The organism is Streptomyces tatrensis, assembly GCF_049310065.1.
Taxonomy (GTDB): Bacteria; Actinomycetota; Actinomycetes; order Streptomycetales; family Streptomycetaceae; genus Streptomyces.
Genome location: NZ_JBMDLB010000007.1, coordinates 2,335,665 through 2,349,931, shown reverse-complemented (window position 1 = coordinate 2,349,931; position 14,267 = coordinate 2,335,665). Strand labels below are relative to the sequence as shown.

The window sequence follows — 14,267 nt, the reverse complement described above, 5'->3', positions numbered from 1 at the left end:
AGGCCCTAGGGGCGCAGGCGCAGGCCCTGGGGGGTGGCGTGGAAGCCGGCGGCTTCCACGGGTGGGGCGTAGGGGGAGGTGAGGGCGGGCGCGGCGTTGATGCGTTCCAGCGTGAGGGTGGGGAGGGTGCCCTTGCGGGAGGCGGCGGTGAGGGCGGTGAGGGCGGCCGTGAGGTGGGGGGCGTCCGGGGCGGGCCACGCCAGGAGGGTCTTGCCGCCGCGCTCCAGGTAGAGGGTGAGCTCGCCGTCGACCAGGACCACCAGGGAGCCGGCCTTGCGGCCCGGTTTGTGGGTGGCTCCGGACGGGGGCTCCGGCCAGGGGAGGGCCGCGCCGTAGGCGTTCGCCGGGTCGGCGGCCGCCAGGACCACCGCGGCCAGCGGGGGCGGGGTCCGCTCGGCGGCGCGGAGGCGGTCGACCGCGCCGTCCATGGCGAACTGGGCCGCGCCCAGGCCTTCGACCACGTAGCCCCTGCGGGCCTGGCCGCTGTCCTCGAAGGCGGACAGGACCCGGTAGACCGCGCTGAAGCCGCCCTCCACGCCTTCCGCGGCCACCGCGCCCCGGGTCACCACCCCGTGGCGGTCCAGCAGGGTGCGGGCCAGGGCGTGTGCGCGGTGGGTCGGGTCCGCGGCGTGGACCGGGAGCAGGGACCAGCGGCCCGACACCGTGGGCGGGCCCGTACGGGAGGCAGGGGTGGTGAGGCTGCCGTAGCGGCCGCGGGGGATCGTACGGCGGGCGCGGTGGGCGGTGGCGCCCGCCGTGCGGCCCGAGCCGAGGAGGGAGCGCAGGGGGGCCAGGGTGTCGTTCGTCAGGCGGCCCGACCACGCCAGGTCCCAGACGGCGGAGGAGAGGTCCGCGTCGGAGGCGTCCGGGTGCAGTGCGCGGACCCTGTCCGTGAGCTGGCGGAAGAACAGGCCGTACCCGCCGGAGAGGGCGGAGAGGACCGCTTCGTGGAGCGGGGTGAGCTCCAGGGGGTGGGCGGGGGGCAGGAGGAGGGGGGCCGCTTCCGCGAGGTAGAGGGAGATCCAGCCGTCCTTGCCCGGCAGGGCGCCCGCGCCGGCCCAGAGCACTTCGCCCGTGGTGGTGAGCTCGTCCAGGAGGGTGGGGGAGTAGTCCGCCACGCGGGAGGGGAGGATCAGGCGCTCGAGGGCGGAGGCGGGAACCGCGGCGCCCTGGAGCTGCTCGATCGCGCGGGCCAGGCCGTCCACGCCGCGCAGGGCTCCGCCCAGGTGCTGCCACTGGGGGAGGAACGTGGCGAGGGAGGCCGGAGGGACCGGCTCCAGTTCCTGGCGCAGGGCGGCGAGGGAACGGCGCCGCAGCCGTCGCAGAACGGTCGCGTCGCACCATTCCTGGCCGATGCCCGCCGGGTGGAACTCGCCCTGGACCACCCGCCCGGCCGCCGCGAGCCGGTGCAGCGCGCCGTCCGTCACGGCCGTGCCCAGCCCGAAGCGGGCAGCGGCGGTGACCGTGGTGAAAGGGCCGTGGGTACGGGCGTACCGGGCCAGGAGGTCGCCGAGCGGATCCTTCACCGGCTCGGTGAACGCCTCCGGGACACCGACCGGGAGCGCCGTGCCCAGCGCGTCGCGCAGCCGGCCCGCGTCCTCGATGGCCGCCCAGTGGTCCTCGCCGGCGATCCGGACCCGGATCGCCCGGCGGGAGGCGGCCAGGGATTGCGCCCACTCCGGTTCCGCGCCGCGGGCGGCCAGGTCCGCCGGGGTGAGCGGGCCCAGCAGGCGCAGCAGGTCGGCCACCGACTCGGCGTCCTTGGCCCGCCGGTCCTCGGTCAGCCACTGGAGCTCCCGCTCCAGCTCCGTCAGCACCTCCGCGTCGAGCAGCTCGCGGAGCTCCGCCTGGCCGAGCAGCTCGGCCAGCAGCCGGGAGTCCAGCGACAGCGCGGCCGCCCTGCGCTCGGCGAGCGGCGAGTCGCCCTCGTAGAGGAACTGGGCGACGTACCCGAAGAGGAGGGAGCGGGCGAAGGGGGAGGGCTCGACGGTGGTGACCTCGACCAGGCGGACCCGGCGCGCCTCGATGTCCCCCATCAGCTCGGTGAGGCCGGGTACGTCGAAGACGTCCTGCAGGCATTCCCGTACGGCCTCCAGCACGATCGGGAACGAACCGAACTCGGAGGCCACCTGGAGCAGTTGGGAGGCGCGCTGGCGCTGCTGCCACAGGGGGGTGCGCTTGCCCGGGTTGCGGCGCGGCAGCAGCAGGGCGCGCGCCGCGCACTCGCGGAAGCGGGAGGCGAACAGTGCGGAGCCGCCCACCTGGTCGGTGACGATCTGCTGGACGTCCCCGTGGTCGAAGGCGACGTCGGCCGCGCCCAGCGGGGGCTTGTCGTCGTCGAAGTCGAAGGAGGCGGAGGAGCCGGAGGAGCCGGAGGATGGGCCTCGCGCCGGGTCGTGGTCCAGTAGATCCAGGTCCATGTTCAGCAGGTCCGCGTCCGGGAGGCGGAGCACGATGCCGTCGTCGGCGTGCATGACCTGCGCGTCCATCCCGTACCGCTCGGAGAGGCGGGCGCCGAGCGCCAGCGCCCACGGGGCGTGCACCTGGGCGCCGAAGGGGGAGTGGACGACGACCCGCCAGTCGCCGAGCTCGTCGCGGAACCGCTCGACGACGATGGTCCGGTCGTCCGGTACGTGGCCGCAGGCCTCGCGCTGTTCGGCGAGGTAGGACAGGACGTTCTCCGCGGCCCAGGCGTCCAGGCCCGCAGCCAGCAGGCGCAGGCGGGCGTCCTGCGCCGTGAGGCCGCCGAGCTCGCGCAGGAACGCGCCGACCGCGCGGCCCAGTTCGAGAGGGCGGCCCAGCTGGTCGCCCTTCCAGAACGGGAGCCGGCCCGGGACCCCGGGGGCGGGGGTGACCAGGACGCGGTCGCGGGTGATGTCCACGATCCGCCAGGAGGTGGTGCCGAGGGTGAAGACGTCGCCGACGCGGGACTCGTAGACCATCTCCTCGTCGAGCTCGCCGACCCGGCCGCCGCCCTTCTTGGGGTCGGAGCCGGCCAGGAAGACGCCGAAGAGGCCGCGGTCCGGGATGGTCCCGCCGGAGGTGACCGCGAGGCGCTGGGCGCCGGGCCGGCCGGTGATCGTACCGGCGACGCGGTCCCATACGACGCGAGGTCTGAGCTCGGCGAACGCGTCCGAGGGGTAGCGGCCGGCCAGCATGTCCAGGACCGCGGTGAAGGCCGAGTCCGGCAGGGCTGCGAAGGGGGCCGCCCGCCGCACCAGGGCGAGCAGGTCGTCCAGCTGCCAGGTGTCCATCGCGGTCATCGCGACGAGCTGCTGGGCGAGGACGTCCAGCGGGTTGGAGGGGATCCGCAGGGACTCGATCGAGCCCGTGCGCATCCGCTCGGTGACCACGGCGGCCTGGACGAGGTCGCCCCGGTACTTGGGGAAGACGACCCCGGTGGAGACCGCGCCCACCTGGTGCCCGGCCCGGCCCACCCGCTGCAGCCCGGAGGCCACCGAGGGCGGGGACTCCACCTGGATGACCAGGTCGACCGCGCCCATGTCGATGCCGAGCTCCAGACTGGAGGTGGCGACCACGGCGGGCAGCCGGCCCGCCTTCAAGTCCTCCTCCACCAGCGCCCGCTGCTCCTTGGACACCGAGCCGTGGTGCGCGCGGGCCATCAGCGGGGGAGCGCCCTGCGCGGCGCCCGACTGGGCCATGATCTCGGCCGGGGGCGGGCCCTCGGGAAGGGGGCTGCCCATGGCGCGCTCGTACGCGATCTCGTTGAGCCGGTTGCACAGGCGCTCGGCGAGGCGGCGGGAGTTGGCGAACACGATGGTGGACCGGTGGGCCTGGACCAGATCGGCGATCCGCTCCTCCACGTGCGGCCAGATGGAGGGCTTGTCGCCGCCCTCCTTGCCCTCGGTGGCGGGGGAGCCGCCCAACTCGCCCATGTCCTCGACCGGGACGACCACCGACAGGTCGAACTCCTTGGTGGAGGGTGGCTGGACGATCTCCACCTTGCCGCGCGGAGCGAGGTAGCGTGCCACCTCCTCCACCGGGCGGACCGTCGCCGACAGGCCGATCCGGCGCGCGGGGCGGGGCAGTAGCTCGTCCAACCGCTCCAGGGACAGCGCGAGATGGGCTCCGCGCTTGGTCCCGGCGACCGCGTGCACCTCGTCCAGGATCACCGTCTCGATCCCGGCCAGGGCCTCGCGGGCCGCCGAGGTCAGCATCAGGAACAGCGACTCGGGCGTCGTGATCAGGATGTCCGGCGGCCGGGTCACCAGCGCGCGCCGCTCGGCCGGCGGGGTGTCGCCGGAGCGGATCCCGACCCGGATCTCCGGCTCGGGCAGGCCCAGGCGCACCGATTCCTGCCGGATGCCGGTGAGCGGGCTGCGGAGATTGCGCTCCACGTCCACCGCCAGGGCCTTCAGCGGCGAGATGTACAGCACCCGGCAGCGCCTCTTTAGCTCGGCCGGGGGCGGGGGCGGGGTCGAGGCGAGCTGGTCGAGGGCGGCGAGGAAGGCCGCCAGGGTCTTGCCGGAGCCGGTGGGGGCCACCACCAGCACGTCCGAGCCCGCCCCGATGGCCCGCCAGGCGCCCTCCTGGGCGGGGGTGGGCGAGACGAAGGCCCCCGTGAACCAGGAACGGGTCGCGGGGGAGAACGAGTCGAGCGCGGTACCGGACATGCCCCCATCGTGCACCCGCCCACTGACAACGGGCCGGACCTGTGGAAACACCCCGGCCGGGCCGGGCGCAGAATGGGGGAATGGGCACGGGGACGACCGGAGCGGACGAGGGCCGCCGGGAGTGGGCGCGGCACTGGCAGTACGCGGAACTGCCCGGGCTGGACCTCCTGCGCGCCCACTACGTACGCCACACCTTCCCCCGCCACGCCCACGACGGGTACGTCATCGCGGCCGTCACCGGCGGCGTCGAGGAGATCGGCCTGCCGGGCGACACCCTGCGCGCCGGGCCCGGCAGCGTGGTCCTGATCAACCCCGAGGTCCCGCACACCGCCCGCGCCGGAGTCCCCGAGGGCTGGGCCTACGCCACCCTCTACCCCTCCCGCGCGCTGATCACCGAGGTCGCCACCGAGATCGGGACCCTGCGCGGGACCCCCGGCTTCACCGCCGACATGGTCGCCGACCCGCAGGCCTCGCGGGCCATCACCGAGGTCCACCGGGCCGCCGAGGCCGGCAACGCGCTGGCCGCCGACACCCTGCTGCGCGGGGTGGTGGCCCGGATGCTGACCCGGCACGCCGGGCCGCTGCCCGCCCGTACGGCCGGCCGCGCGGGGGCCGCCGACGCGGAGCGGGCCCGGGCCGTACTGGAGGAGCGCATGGGGGAGCCCCCTGCGCTGGAGCAGCTCGCGGCGGAGCTGGGCACCAGCCCCTTCGCCCTGCTGCGGGCCTTCCGGGACCGGTACGGCATGCCCCCGCACACCTGGCTGACCGACGCCCGGGTCCGGCGGGCACGGCGGCTGCTCGACGCGGGGATCCCGCCGGCGGAGGCGGCCGTCGCGGTCGGCTTCACCGACCAGCCGCACCTGAACCGGCACTTCACCCGCATCGTGGGGGTGCCGCCGGGCGCGTACCGGCGGGGGCGGGCGGCCGGTTAGGGTCCCGATCATGGACCGGTCGGAGCAGGCGAGGGTGTGGGGCGCGTACGCGGAGCAGGTGCGCGGGCGCGTGCCCGAGTGGGCGCCGCCGGGCGCGGTGGTGGAGCAGGAGGGGCCCCTCGTACGGACCCACTACGGCACGCACGGCACGGTCGGCCACCGGCCGCTGACGGCCATCGGGCGCGGGGAGCTCGCGGAGCTGGTGCGGCGGCAGCAGGCGGCCTTCGGGGCGCGGAGCGAGCCGGTGGAGTGGAAGGCGTACGGGGCGGATCCGCCGGGCCTGGCGGAGGAGCTGGAGGCGGCCGGGTTCACGGCGGATCCGGAGCGGTCGCTGTTGGTGGCGGGCTTCGAGGATCTCACTCCGGCGGAGGACGGCCGGGTTCGCTCCCTCAACGGCGGCGCGCAGGATCCCGAGTGGTGGCCGAGGGCCCGTGAGCTGGCGGCTTCGTCCGGGCCGCACGAGAGCGCGCTCGCGGAGTTCGAGGCCGACGGCGGCTGCTTCTACGGCCGGGCCGAGGCGAGCGTACTGCTCCACCGCGGCCGAGTCGTTGCCGCGGGGTGGGCACGTCGTGACCCGCGCACGGAGTTCGTGGTCATCGGCGGGCTGACCGGGGAGCACACCGAGCTCCTGAGCGTATGGGGGGTGCTGGCGCTGCCGAGTCACCCGAAGCCTCGGGAGGCCACGCACTGTGTGATCGAGGCCGGGGGGAAGCTGCTCGTGGCGGCCCGGGCCGCCGGATTCGGTGAGCTGACCACCGTACGGACCTACCGCTGGGCGCCGCCGGGAAATCCGGCGCGGAGCCGGCCGGCACGGTGGATGAGCATGGCTGAGGAGTCCCTGCTGTGGGACCGACTGGAGAACGGGTTCGGCTTTCCCGACGTCGAACCGCCGGCCCCGTCCGTCACCTGGCGGCTCGCGGACGCGGCGCCCGAGGACCTGGACCGGATCGTGCGCCCCGCGCTGCGGGCCCTCACCCGGCCCGGGCAGCGGTTGCACTGGCTCGACTGGCAGCACGTCTGCCACGACTTCGACCCGCACCGGGTCGGTGGTTCCGGCGAACCGCGATGGCCCGGGCAGGTCTACCCGAACGGCGACTACTACCTCTACGTCCACCCCGACCTGCGCTTCGGCACCTTCGGCCACCCCTGGGAGCAGACCCTGTGCGTCTGGGGCGCCGGGCTGCTTGCCTCCGTCGAGGCGGAGCTCACCGAGTTGCTCGGTGAGCCGCTGCGGCGGCGGGACGGCTAGGCCGTCTCTTTCGGATCTTGTCGGTCAGGTCCGCGTCGTCCGGTGCCGTGCCTCGCCGCACTGCCGGGGCTCCCGCGTACTGGACGTACTCGGGTGCCCCGGCAGTGCGGCGAGGTGCGGTGCCGGGCGGCGCGGGCCCGGCAAGATCCGAAAGAGACGGCCTAGGACGCCAGGCCCGCGCGGGTCTCCTCGATCAGGGTGCGGGCCTCGGTCACCGTGGCCGTCAGGGACTCGGGCGTCGTGCCCTGCGCGCCCAGCAGGGTGCGGACGCGGTCGCCGAAGGCGGGCGGAGCCGACGGCAGGAGCTCGGCCGCGGCCAGGGCGCCCTTCTCGTTGAGGCACCAGCGGCGGTCCGCCGCGTACAGGGCCTGGACGAGGATGCCGAAGGCCTTGGACAGGCAGAGGGAGACGTAGAGGGCGTCCCCGCGGGCCGCGCCCTTCGCGGCGCCCGCGGCGAGGAACCCCGCCTCCCAGGCACCGGCCAGCAGGGCCTCCCGGAGCGGCTCCGGGTAGGACGAGGTCGAGGTGCGCAGGGCCGTCAGCTCGCCCGTCGGGTCCGCCAGGACCTGGCCGAGGGCGACCTCGCCCGGGTAGCAGGGGGACCAGAAACCGAGGGGGTGGCCCGGCTGCACGCCCACCTCGTAGCGGCCCTCGCGGCATTCCTGCCACACCCGCTCCACCCGGTCCAGGTCGCGCAGGATCCAGTCCACCGCCACGCCGTCCACCTGCAGCCAGGCTCCGCCGTTGACCCAAGGGCCCCAGCCGCCCGGTCCGGCGACTTCCACGTCCGGTCCCGCCAGTGCGCCGAGCGCCGCGAGGTCGAGGGCGCCGCGGTAGTAGACGCCGAGGTCCCAGTCCGATTCGGGGCGGTGCTCGCCGCGGGCCCGGCTGCCGCCGAGCATGACTCCGCGGACGCCGGGCACCTCGGCCAGCCGGTCCGCCATTTCCTTGATCACTTCGTGCATGGTGCAAGAACGTACAAGACCCGGACGTCGTGGCCTGCGTATTTTCGGGGCGTGGGAGAACATCGGATGGTCATACAAGAAGAACCCGGGCACGAGGTGCCCGGCCGAGAGGTCCCCGGCGGAGCGGCTCTTGGCGCGCCCGCGGTGGAGAAGCCGCGTGCCGCCGTCGTACGCGACGCGCTCGGCGTCGGGGTGGCGGTAGGGCTGTCCGGCTTCGCCTTCGGGGTGACCGCCGCCGGGTCCGGGGTCAGCACCCTCCAGGCGTGCGTGCTGAGCCTGCTGGTGTTCACCGGGGCCTCGCAGTTCGCGCTGGTCGGGGCACTGGCCGCCGGCGGGAATCCGTTCACGGCCGCCGCCGGGGCCTTCTTCCTCGGGACCCGCAACGCCTTCTACGGGCTGCGGCTGTCCCAGCTGCTCGCGCTGCCCAAGGGCGTGCGCCCCTTCGCCGCGCACTGGGTGATCGACGAGACCACCGCCGTGGCCCTGGCCCAGCCCGACCGGAAGTCGGCACGGCTCGGCTTCACCGTGACCGGGCTGAGCCTCTACGTCCTGTGGAACCTCACCACCCTGCTCGGCGCGCTCGGCGCCGAGGCCATCGGGGACACCAGGGCGTGGGGCCTGGACGCCGCCGGGCCCGCCGTGTTCCTCGCGCTGCTCGCGCCGATGCTGAAGACCGGCACCGAGCGGGCCGTCGCCGCGCTCGCCCTCGTCCTCGGGCTGGGCCTGCTGCCCGTACTGCCCGCCGGGGTGCCCGTGCTGATCGCGGCGCTGGCCGCGCCGATCGTGCTGTGGATGAAGGGAAGCCGCTCGTGAACGTCTGGATCGCCATCGGACTCACCGTCGTCGGCTGCTACGCCGTGAAGCTCGCCGGACTGCTCGTCCCCGCCGGAGCCCTGGAGCGGCCCGCGGTGCGCAAGCTCGCAGCCCTCCTGCCGGTCGCGCTGCTGGCCGCGCTCACCGCGCAGCAGACCTTCGCCACCGGGCAGGAGCTCGTGCTCGACGCCCGTGCCGCCGGGCTCGCGGCCGCCGCGGTCGCGCTGCTGCTGCGGGCCCCGTTCCTCGTCGTGGTCGCGGCGGCCGTCGCCGTCACCGCGGGGCTGCGGGCCCTGGGAGGCTAGCGCCCGCCTGGGCCGCGCCGGTGAGCCGGCCGTACGCGCGCAGGGTCAGCAGCGCCTCCAGCGTGGCGATCGGGCGCCGCTCCAGCGAGCTGCCCGGCGCCCACGCCCCGCGGGCCACCGGCCAGCCGCCGTCCGGCTGTTGCAGGCCGGCCAGGAAGCGCAGCGAGCCGTACAGCTCCGCGTCCGTGAACCAGCCCCGGGCGAGGGACTCCGGGCGGCGGGCGAAGTCGTACGGGTACAGGTGCTCGCCCGGCGCGTGGCCGGGGACCTGCGGGTACGCGTCCTGCCGCGCGGGGTCCAGTACGACGAGCCGCTGCTCGCGGACGAGGCGCCCCAGCCGGTCGGCTGCCGCCGCGGCCCGGGACCGGTCGGGGACCCCGTCGAGGAAGGCCACCGCGCTCTGGACTTCGTACGGGTGCCAGTGGCGCAGGTTCTCCACCCGGTCCCAGCAGAAGTCCGTCGCCCGGAACAGCCACGCGTGCCACACCCGGTTGCGGTGCAGGATCCCGACGACGGGGCCGGTGGCCAGCAGGTCGCCCGGCGGATCGTCGTGCAGCGGGTGGTAGGGGGCCGCCGGGTAGCCGCCGGAGGCCGGAGCCGTCGCCGGAAGCGCCCCGTCCGGAGTGGAGACCCGGATCAGGTGGGCGCAGAGCCGCTCGATGCGCTGTCCGGCGCAGCGGCCCAGGCCGTCCAGGACGTGCAGGGCGTGGGCGGTGTGCAGCGGGTGGCTCAGCGGACCGCGCAGGTCGGGGTCGAGGGCGTGGCCGTAGCCGCCGTCGCTGCCGAGGTAGGCGCCGAGGGCGGCATCGACCGGGTCGGCGTCCCCGCCGAGGAAGTGGAACGCGAACCGCCGCTGCTCCAGCACGCGGGCCGTGAGCCAGATGAACTGCTCGGCGCGGGCCGGCGCACTCGTCGCCGTCGGCGCCGCCGGGGCGCAAGCTTCGTCTCCAGGCATGCCAGGAACCGTAGGGGCCCGGGCGGCGCCGAGGTGGCCCGAACGGGGAGGGTGCACTCTCCGGGGCGGGATACTGGAGGCATGCGGTTGACGATTTTCTGGGAGCGGATGGCCGAGCACTTCGGCGCGGGCTACGCGGACTCCTTCGCGCGGGACCACGTCATGACGGAGCTCGGGGGACGCACGGTCCACGAGGCGCTGGACGCGGGCTGGGAGACCAAGGACGTGTGGCGCGCGGTGTGTTCGGCGGTGGACGTACCCGCTTCGCTGCGCTAGCGCGGCGGGCCCGGCCGGTTGGGCCCGCCGCTCTGCCCGCCAGCAGGTCCGCAGGCAGGTCCGGCGGCCGTTCCGCCGACCGTTCCGGCGGCCGTTCCGGCGGCCGGTCTCCCCGGCCGGGGAGCGGCCGCGGCGATTGCTTCGTGGTTCGCGGCGCCGGTGGGACAGACTGGTCGGCGTGGCAGCCAGTGATGAGACGACCGACCGGCCCGAAAACCTCCGGACCGTGCCGCCGGCCCGCCCCGCGGACCTGGCGGACTCCGCCGACCCGGCGGACCCCTCGGCCGCGGGCCCCGTGACGGGAGCCCCCCGAGCGCCGGGTCCTCCCCGGCGGCCGGCCACCGGGGAACCGGCTCCGGCGGATGCGCGGATGCCGCGCTGGCTGCCGCGCGCCGTGGTCCTCGTACTGGCCCTGGTGGCCTGTTTCCAGCTCGGCAGCTGGGCCTTCCACCAGCTCATCGGCCTGCTCGTCAACATCCTGATCGCGTTCTTCCTCGCGCTCGCGATCGAACCGGCCGTGGCCCGGATGGCGGCCCGCGGCGTGCGCCGCGGGCTCGCCACCTTCCTGGTGTTCCTCGGGGTGTTCGGTGCGGCCGTCGGATTCGTCGTCCTGCTCGGCTCGGTGCTCGCCGGGCAGATCGTCGACCTGGTGGAGGGCTTCCCCGGCTATCTCGACTCGCTGATCGGATCGATCAACGACACCTTCCACACGGAACTGTCCCGGCTGGAGATCCAGGACAGCCTGCTGCACTCGGACTGGCTGCAGAAGTACGTGCAGAACAGCGCGACCGGCGTGCTCGACGTGTCCGCCACCGTGCTCGGCGGACTGTTCAAGCTGCTGACGATCGGTCTGTTCTCCTTCTACTTCGCCGCCGACGGGCCGCGGCTGCGCCGCGCGCTGTGCTCCGTACTGCCTCCGAGGAAGCAGGCGGAGGTGCTGCGGGCGTGGGAGATCGCCGTCACCAAGACGGGCGGGTACCTCTACTCGCGCGGGCTGATGGCGCTGATCTCCGGGATCGCGCACTACATCCTCTTCGCGGTGCTCGGAGTGCCGTACGCGCCCGCGCTCGCGGTGTGGGTGGGGCTGGTGTCGCAGTTCATCCCCACCATCGGCACCTACCTGGCGGGCGCGCTGCCGATGCTGATCGCCTTCACGGTCCACCCCTGGTACGCGCTGTACGTCCTCGGATTCGTGGTGGTGTACCAGCAGTTCGAGAACTACGTGCTCCAGCCGAAGCTGACCTCGAAGACGGTGGACATCCACCCGGCGGTGGCCTTCGGATCCGTCATCGCGGGCACCGCCCTGCTGGGCGCGGTCGGGGCGCTCATCGCGATCCCGGCCGTCGCCACGATGCAGGCCTTCCTCGGCGCGTACGTGAAGCGGTACGCGCTGACCGGAGACGCGGACGCCTCTACTTCCCGGGACCGTCCGAGGCGCCGAGTACGGATTCCAGGGCGTCGTTGACCCAGTTCTCGACGATGTCCTTGTCCACGCCGAGGCCGCTGAGCGCCCCCGTACCGTTCTCCAGCTCCAGGAGCGCGAGCAGGATGTGCTCGGTGCCCACGTAGTTGTGGCCCAGGCGCAGGGCCTCGCGGAAGGTGAGCTCCAGGGCCTTCTTCGACGAGGCGTCGAAGGGGACCAGTTCGGGGACGTCCTCCACGGCCGGGGGCAGGGCGGCGGTCGCGGCGGCGCGCACGTCGTCGGCCGCGATCCCCTGGGCGGCGACGGCGTGGGCGGCGAGGCCGTCGGGCTCGGCGAGGAGTCCGAGGACGAGGTGCTCGGTGCGGATCTCGGTGTTGCCGGCGGCGCGGGCCTCGTTCTGCGCGGTGACCACCACGTTGCGGGCGCGGGGGGTGAAGCGGCCGAAGCCCTGGCTGGGGTCGAGTCCCGCGTCGCCCTCCTTGTCGGCCTTGGGCACGAAGCGCTTCTGGGCGGCCTGGCGGGTGACGCCCATGCTGCGGCCGATGTCGGTCCAGGAGGCGCCGGAGCGGCGGGCCTGGTCGACGAAGTGGCCGATGAGGTGGTCGGCGACGTCCCCGAGGGCCTCGGCGGCGACGACCGCACCGCTGAGCTGCTCCAGGGTGTCGGTGTGGACCTTCTTGATGGCCTCGATGAGGTCGTCGAGGCGTACCGGATTGGTCATGCGAACGGGTTCCACCGAAGGGTTCGTCATGAGTGCAACCCTAGGTTGACAGTCGAGCGGGTGTCAACCGTGGGTTGTCACTTTCCGGTTCCCGCTCCCCGGGCTCTCACTCCCCGGGCTCCCGCTCCCCGGGCTCCCGCAGTGTGAACCTCGCGCGCTCGTGCCAGGCCGCCCCGTCGTAGGCCACCAGCTCGACGGCGCGGACGCGGGAGGTGAGGGGGAGTCTGCCGCTCAGGTCCGCCTCGGCGGCGTCCAGGTCCGCCTCCGGGGCGCGCTGGGCCACCGTGAGGTGCGGGACCGGGTCCGGGTAGCGGCCGCCGTAGGGGCGGACCTCCGGCCAGCGCTCGGTGAGCGCGCGGGTCAGCCGGCGGAGCGGGGCGTCCGGCTCGGGGGCGAGGTAGAGCATCCCCGGGAACCGGCCGGTCCGCTCGAAGCGCACGTCGAAGGCGGGGTGGGGGCGCAGGGCCGCGGCGATCCCGGCGTGGGCGGAGGCGTCGATCAGGCCCTCCGGGAGGAACGGGTAGAGCACGCTCACGTGCGCGGGCACCCCGGCCCCGGCCCGGGCCGCCGGGTCGATCCGGTCCCGCCAGTCCCGGACGGCGGGCTCCGCTTCGGGTATCCGCACGATGAGCGCGGTGCGGCCGGCGGGGAACATGCTGGAGGTGGCGTCCGTGCTGTCCGTCATGGGGGTGGATCATGCCACCCGCCGGTGTGGCGGGCGGGTCCGGCGTGGCGCGCTTGACAGGGAAATCGAACACGCATTCTTATTGGTTATCCACAGCCAAAACGGACGTGGGACCGCGTTGTCAGTGGCAGGCGTTAGCGTCAATGGCGTGAAGCGATCGACTCAAGCAAATCGGGTGGAACCCATGGCAGCAGGCAACGACCGCGAGAAGGCTCTCGACGCCGCGCTCGCACAGATTGAACGGCAGTTCGGCAAGGGTGCCGTGATGCGTCTCGGCGACAAGCCGAACGACCCCATCGAGGTCATCCCCACCGGATCGACCGCGCTCGACATCGCGCTCGGCGTCGGTGGACTGCCGCGCGGCCGTGTGATCGAGGTGTACGGGCCGGAGTCCTCCGGTAAGACGACCCTGACGCTGCATGCCGTGGCCAACGCGCAGAAGGCCGGCGGCACCGTCGCCTTCATTGACGCCGAGCACGCACTGGACCCCGAGTACGCCAAGGCCCTCGGCGTCGACACGGACAACCTCATCCTGTCCCAGCCGGACACCGGTGAGCAGGCGCTGGAGATCGTGGACATGCTGGTCCGCTCCGGTGCGCTGGACCTCATCGTCATCGACTCCGTCGCGGCCCTCGTGCCCCGCGCGGAGATCGAGGGCGAGATGGGCGACTCGCACGTGGGTCTCCAGGCCCGTCTGATGAGCCAGGCCCTCCGGAAGATCACCGGTGCGCTCAGCCAGTCCAAGACCACCGCGATCTTCATCAACCAGCTCCGCGAGAAGATCGGCGTGATGTTCGGCTCGCCGGAGACCACCACCGGTGGCCGCGCGCTGAAGTTCTACGCCTCCGTGCGCCTCGACATCCGGCGCATCGAGACCCTCAAGGACGGCACGGACGCGGTCGGCAACCGCACCCGCGTCAAGGTCGTCAAGAACAAGGTCGCGCCGCCCTTCAAGCAGGCCGAGTTCGACATCCTCTACGGCCACGGCATCAGCCGCGAGGGCGGCCTGATCGACATGGGCGTGGAGCACGGCTTCGTCCGCAAGGCCGGCGCCTGGTACACGTACGAGGGCGACCAGCTCGGCCAGGGCAAGGAGAACGCGCGGAAGTTCCTCTGCGACAACCCCGCCCTGTCCGACGAGATCGAGCGGAAGATCAAGGAGAAGCTGGGCGTCGGTGTCCGCAAGGACACCGCTGCGGCTGCCGCCACGGCCGAGGCCGGCGCGGACGCGTCCGCCGAGACCGCGGCCGTGCCCGCTCCCGCGTCGAAGGCCAAGACCGCGGTCAAGGCCGCCGTCGCCAAGAGCTGA

At 74.1% G+C, this 14,267-nt stretch carries 12 protein-coding genes; 7 read left to right on the top strand and 5 right to left on the bottom strand.

The window, feature by feature from the left end:
* Positions 1 to 5 precede the first annotated feature (5 nt).
* Positions 6 to 4,634, bottom strand: a complete 4,629-nt coding sequence (locus ACODT5_RS13895) for an Lhr family ATP-dependent helicase (protein WP_422519468.1) — start codon at positions 4,632 to 4,634, stop codon at positions 6 to 8.
* 80 nt (positions 4,635 to 4,714) lie between these two features.
* Between ACODT5_RS13895 and ACODT5_RS13890 the strand changes: the two genes are divergently transcribed.
* Complete coding sequence (locus ACODT5_RS13890; RefSeq protein WP_422519467.1) at positions 4,715 to 5,566, top strand: AraC family transcriptional regulator; 852 nt, start codon at positions 4,715 to 4,717, stop codon at positions 5,564 to 5,566.
* Between the two features lie 10 nt (positions 5,567 to 5,576).
* Entirely contained in the window at positions 5,577 to 6,815 is a 1,239-nt protein-coding gene (locus ACODT5_RS13885; RefSeq protein ID WP_422519466.1) for a DUF2716 domain-containing protein, read from the top strand.
* Positions 6,816 to 6,976: 161 nt separating this feature from the next.
* Here ACODT5_RS13885 and ACODT5_RS13880 read toward each other — a convergent pair whose 3' ends face one another.
* Positions 6,977 to 7,780, bottom strand: coding sequence for a DUF4037 domain-containing protein (locus tag ACODT5_RS13880; RefSeq protein ID WP_422519465.1), 804 nt, complete (start codon positions 7,778 to 7,780; stop codon positions 6,977 to 6,979).
* 66 nt (positions 7,781 to 7,846) lie between these two features.
* Here ACODT5_RS13880 and ACODT5_RS13875 point away from each other — a divergent pair, with 66 nt between their 5' ends.
* Together ACODT5_RS13875 and ACODT5_RS13870 are read left to right on the top strand one after the other, a co-directional pair.
* On the top strand, positions 7,847 to 8,593 hold the full coding sequence (locus tag ACODT5_RS13875; protein WP_422519464.1) for an AzlC family ABC transporter permease: 747 nt from the start codon (positions 7,847 to 7,849) through the stop codon (positions 8,591 to 8,593).
* Complete coding sequence (locus tag ACODT5_RS13870; RefSeq protein ID WP_327255239.1) at positions 8,590 to 8,898, top strand: AzlD domain-containing protein; 309 nt, start codon at positions 8,590 to 8,592, stop codon at positions 8,896 to 8,898. The genes ACODT5_RS13875 and ACODT5_RS13870 overlap by 4 nt, the downstream gene beginning before the upstream one ends.
* Here ACODT5_RS13870 and ACODT5_RS13865 read toward each other — a convergent pair.
* Positions 8,867 to 9,853, bottom strand: coding sequence for a hypothetical protein (locus ACODT5_RS13865; protein ID WP_422519463.1), 987 nt, complete (start codon positions 9,851 to 9,853; stop codon positions 8,867 to 8,869). The two genes, ACODT5_RS13870 and ACODT5_RS13865, sit on opposite strands and share 32 nt — an antisense overlap.
* Before the next feature lie 81 nt (positions 9,854 to 9,934).
* Here ACODT5_RS13865 and ACODT5_RS13860 point away from each other — a divergent pair, with 81 nt between their 5' ends.
* Both ACODT5_RS13860 and ACODT5_RS13855 read left to right on the top strand, forming a co-directional pair.
* Entirely contained in the window at positions 9,935 to 10,129 is a 195-nt protein-coding gene (locus ACODT5_RS13860; RefSeq protein ID WP_254386113.1) for a DUF3046 domain-containing protein, read from the top strand.
* Positions 10,130 to 10,499: 370 nt separating this feature from the next.
* Complete coding sequence (locus ACODT5_RS13855; protein ID WP_422519654.1) at positions 10,500 to 11,594, top strand: AI-2E family transporter; 1,095 nt, start codon at positions 10,500 to 10,502, stop codon at positions 11,592 to 11,594.
* Here the strand turns inward: ACODT5_RS13855 and ACODT5_RS13850 are convergent.
* Both ACODT5_RS13850 and ACODT5_RS13845 read right to left on the bottom strand, forming a co-directional pair.
* Positions 11,542 to 12,303 carry a Clp protease N-terminal domain-containing protein gene (locus ACODT5_RS13850; protein WP_422519462.1) on the bottom strand — a complete coding sequence of 254 codons (762 nt, stop codon included), beginning with the start codon at positions 12,301 to 12,303 and terminating at the stop codon, positions 11,542 to 11,544. The two genes, ACODT5_RS13855 and ACODT5_RS13850, sit on opposite strands and share 53 nt — an antisense overlap.
* A 76-nt stretch (positions 12,304 to 12,379) precedes the next feature.
* Complete coding sequence (locus ACODT5_RS13845; protein ID WP_422519461.1) at positions 12,380 to 12,958, bottom strand: 2'-5' RNA ligase family protein; 579 nt, start codon at positions 12,956 to 12,958, stop codon at positions 12,380 to 12,382.
* Between the two features lie 184 nt (positions 12,959 to 13,142).
* Between ACODT5_RS13845 and recA the strand changes: the two genes are divergently transcribed.
* Positions 13,143 to 14,267, top strand: coding sequence for a recombinase RecA (gene recA / locus ACODT5_RS13840; protein WP_422519460.1), 1,125 nt, complete (start codon positions 13,143 to 13,145; stop codon positions 14,265 to 14,267).

What these genes read in the sequence shown, in the direction of transcription:
- ACODT5_RS13865 (WP_422519463.1), bottom strand. Translation starts at nt 9,853, where the DNA reads ATGCCTGGAGACGAAGCTTGCGCCCCGGCGGCGCCGACGGCGACGAGT.
- ACODT5_RS13860 (WP_254386113.1), top strand. Translation starts at nt 9,935, where the DNA reads ATGCGGTTGACGATTTTCTGGGAGCGGATGGCCGAGCACTTCGGCGCG.
- ACODT5_RS13875 (WP_422519464.1), top strand. Translation starts at nt 7,847, where the DNA reads ATGGTCATACAAGAAGAACCCGGGCACGAGGTGCCCGGCCGAGAGGTC.
- ACODT5_RS13890 (WP_422519467.1), top strand. Translation starts at nt 4,715, where the DNA reads ATGGGCACGGGGACGACCGGAGCGGACGAGGGCCGCCGGGAGTGGGCG.
- ACODT5_RS13855 (WP_422519654.1), top strand. Translation starts at nt 10,500, where the DNA reads ATGCCGCGCTGGCTGCCGCGCGCCGTGGTCCTCGTACTGGCCCTGGTG.
- ACODT5_RS13845 (WP_422519461.1), bottom strand. Translation starts at nt 12,958, where the DNA reads ATGACGGACAGCACGGACGCCACCTCCAGCATGTTCCCCGCCGGCCGC.
- ACODT5_RS13880 (WP_422519465.1), bottom strand. Translation starts at nt 7,780, where the DNA reads ATGCACGAAGTGATCAAGGAAATGGCGGACCGGCTGGCCGAGGTGCCC.
- ACODT5_RS13850 (WP_422519462.1), bottom strand. Translation starts at nt 12,303, where the DNA reads ATGACGAACCCTTCGGTGGAACCCGTTCGCATGACCAATCCGGTACGC.
- recA (WP_422519460.1), top strand. Translation starts at nt 13,143, where the DNA reads ATGGCAGCAGGCAACGACCGCGAGAAGGCTCTCGACGCCGCGCTCGCA.
- ACODT5_RS13885 (WP_422519466.1), top strand. Translation starts at nt 5,577, where the DNA reads ATGGACCGGTCGGAGCAGGCGAGGGTGTGGGGCGCGTACGCGGAGCAG.
- ACODT5_RS13895 (WP_422519468.1), bottom strand. Translation starts at nt 4,634, where the DNA reads ATGTCCGGTACCGCGCTCGACTCGTTCTCCCCCGCGACCCGTTCCTGG.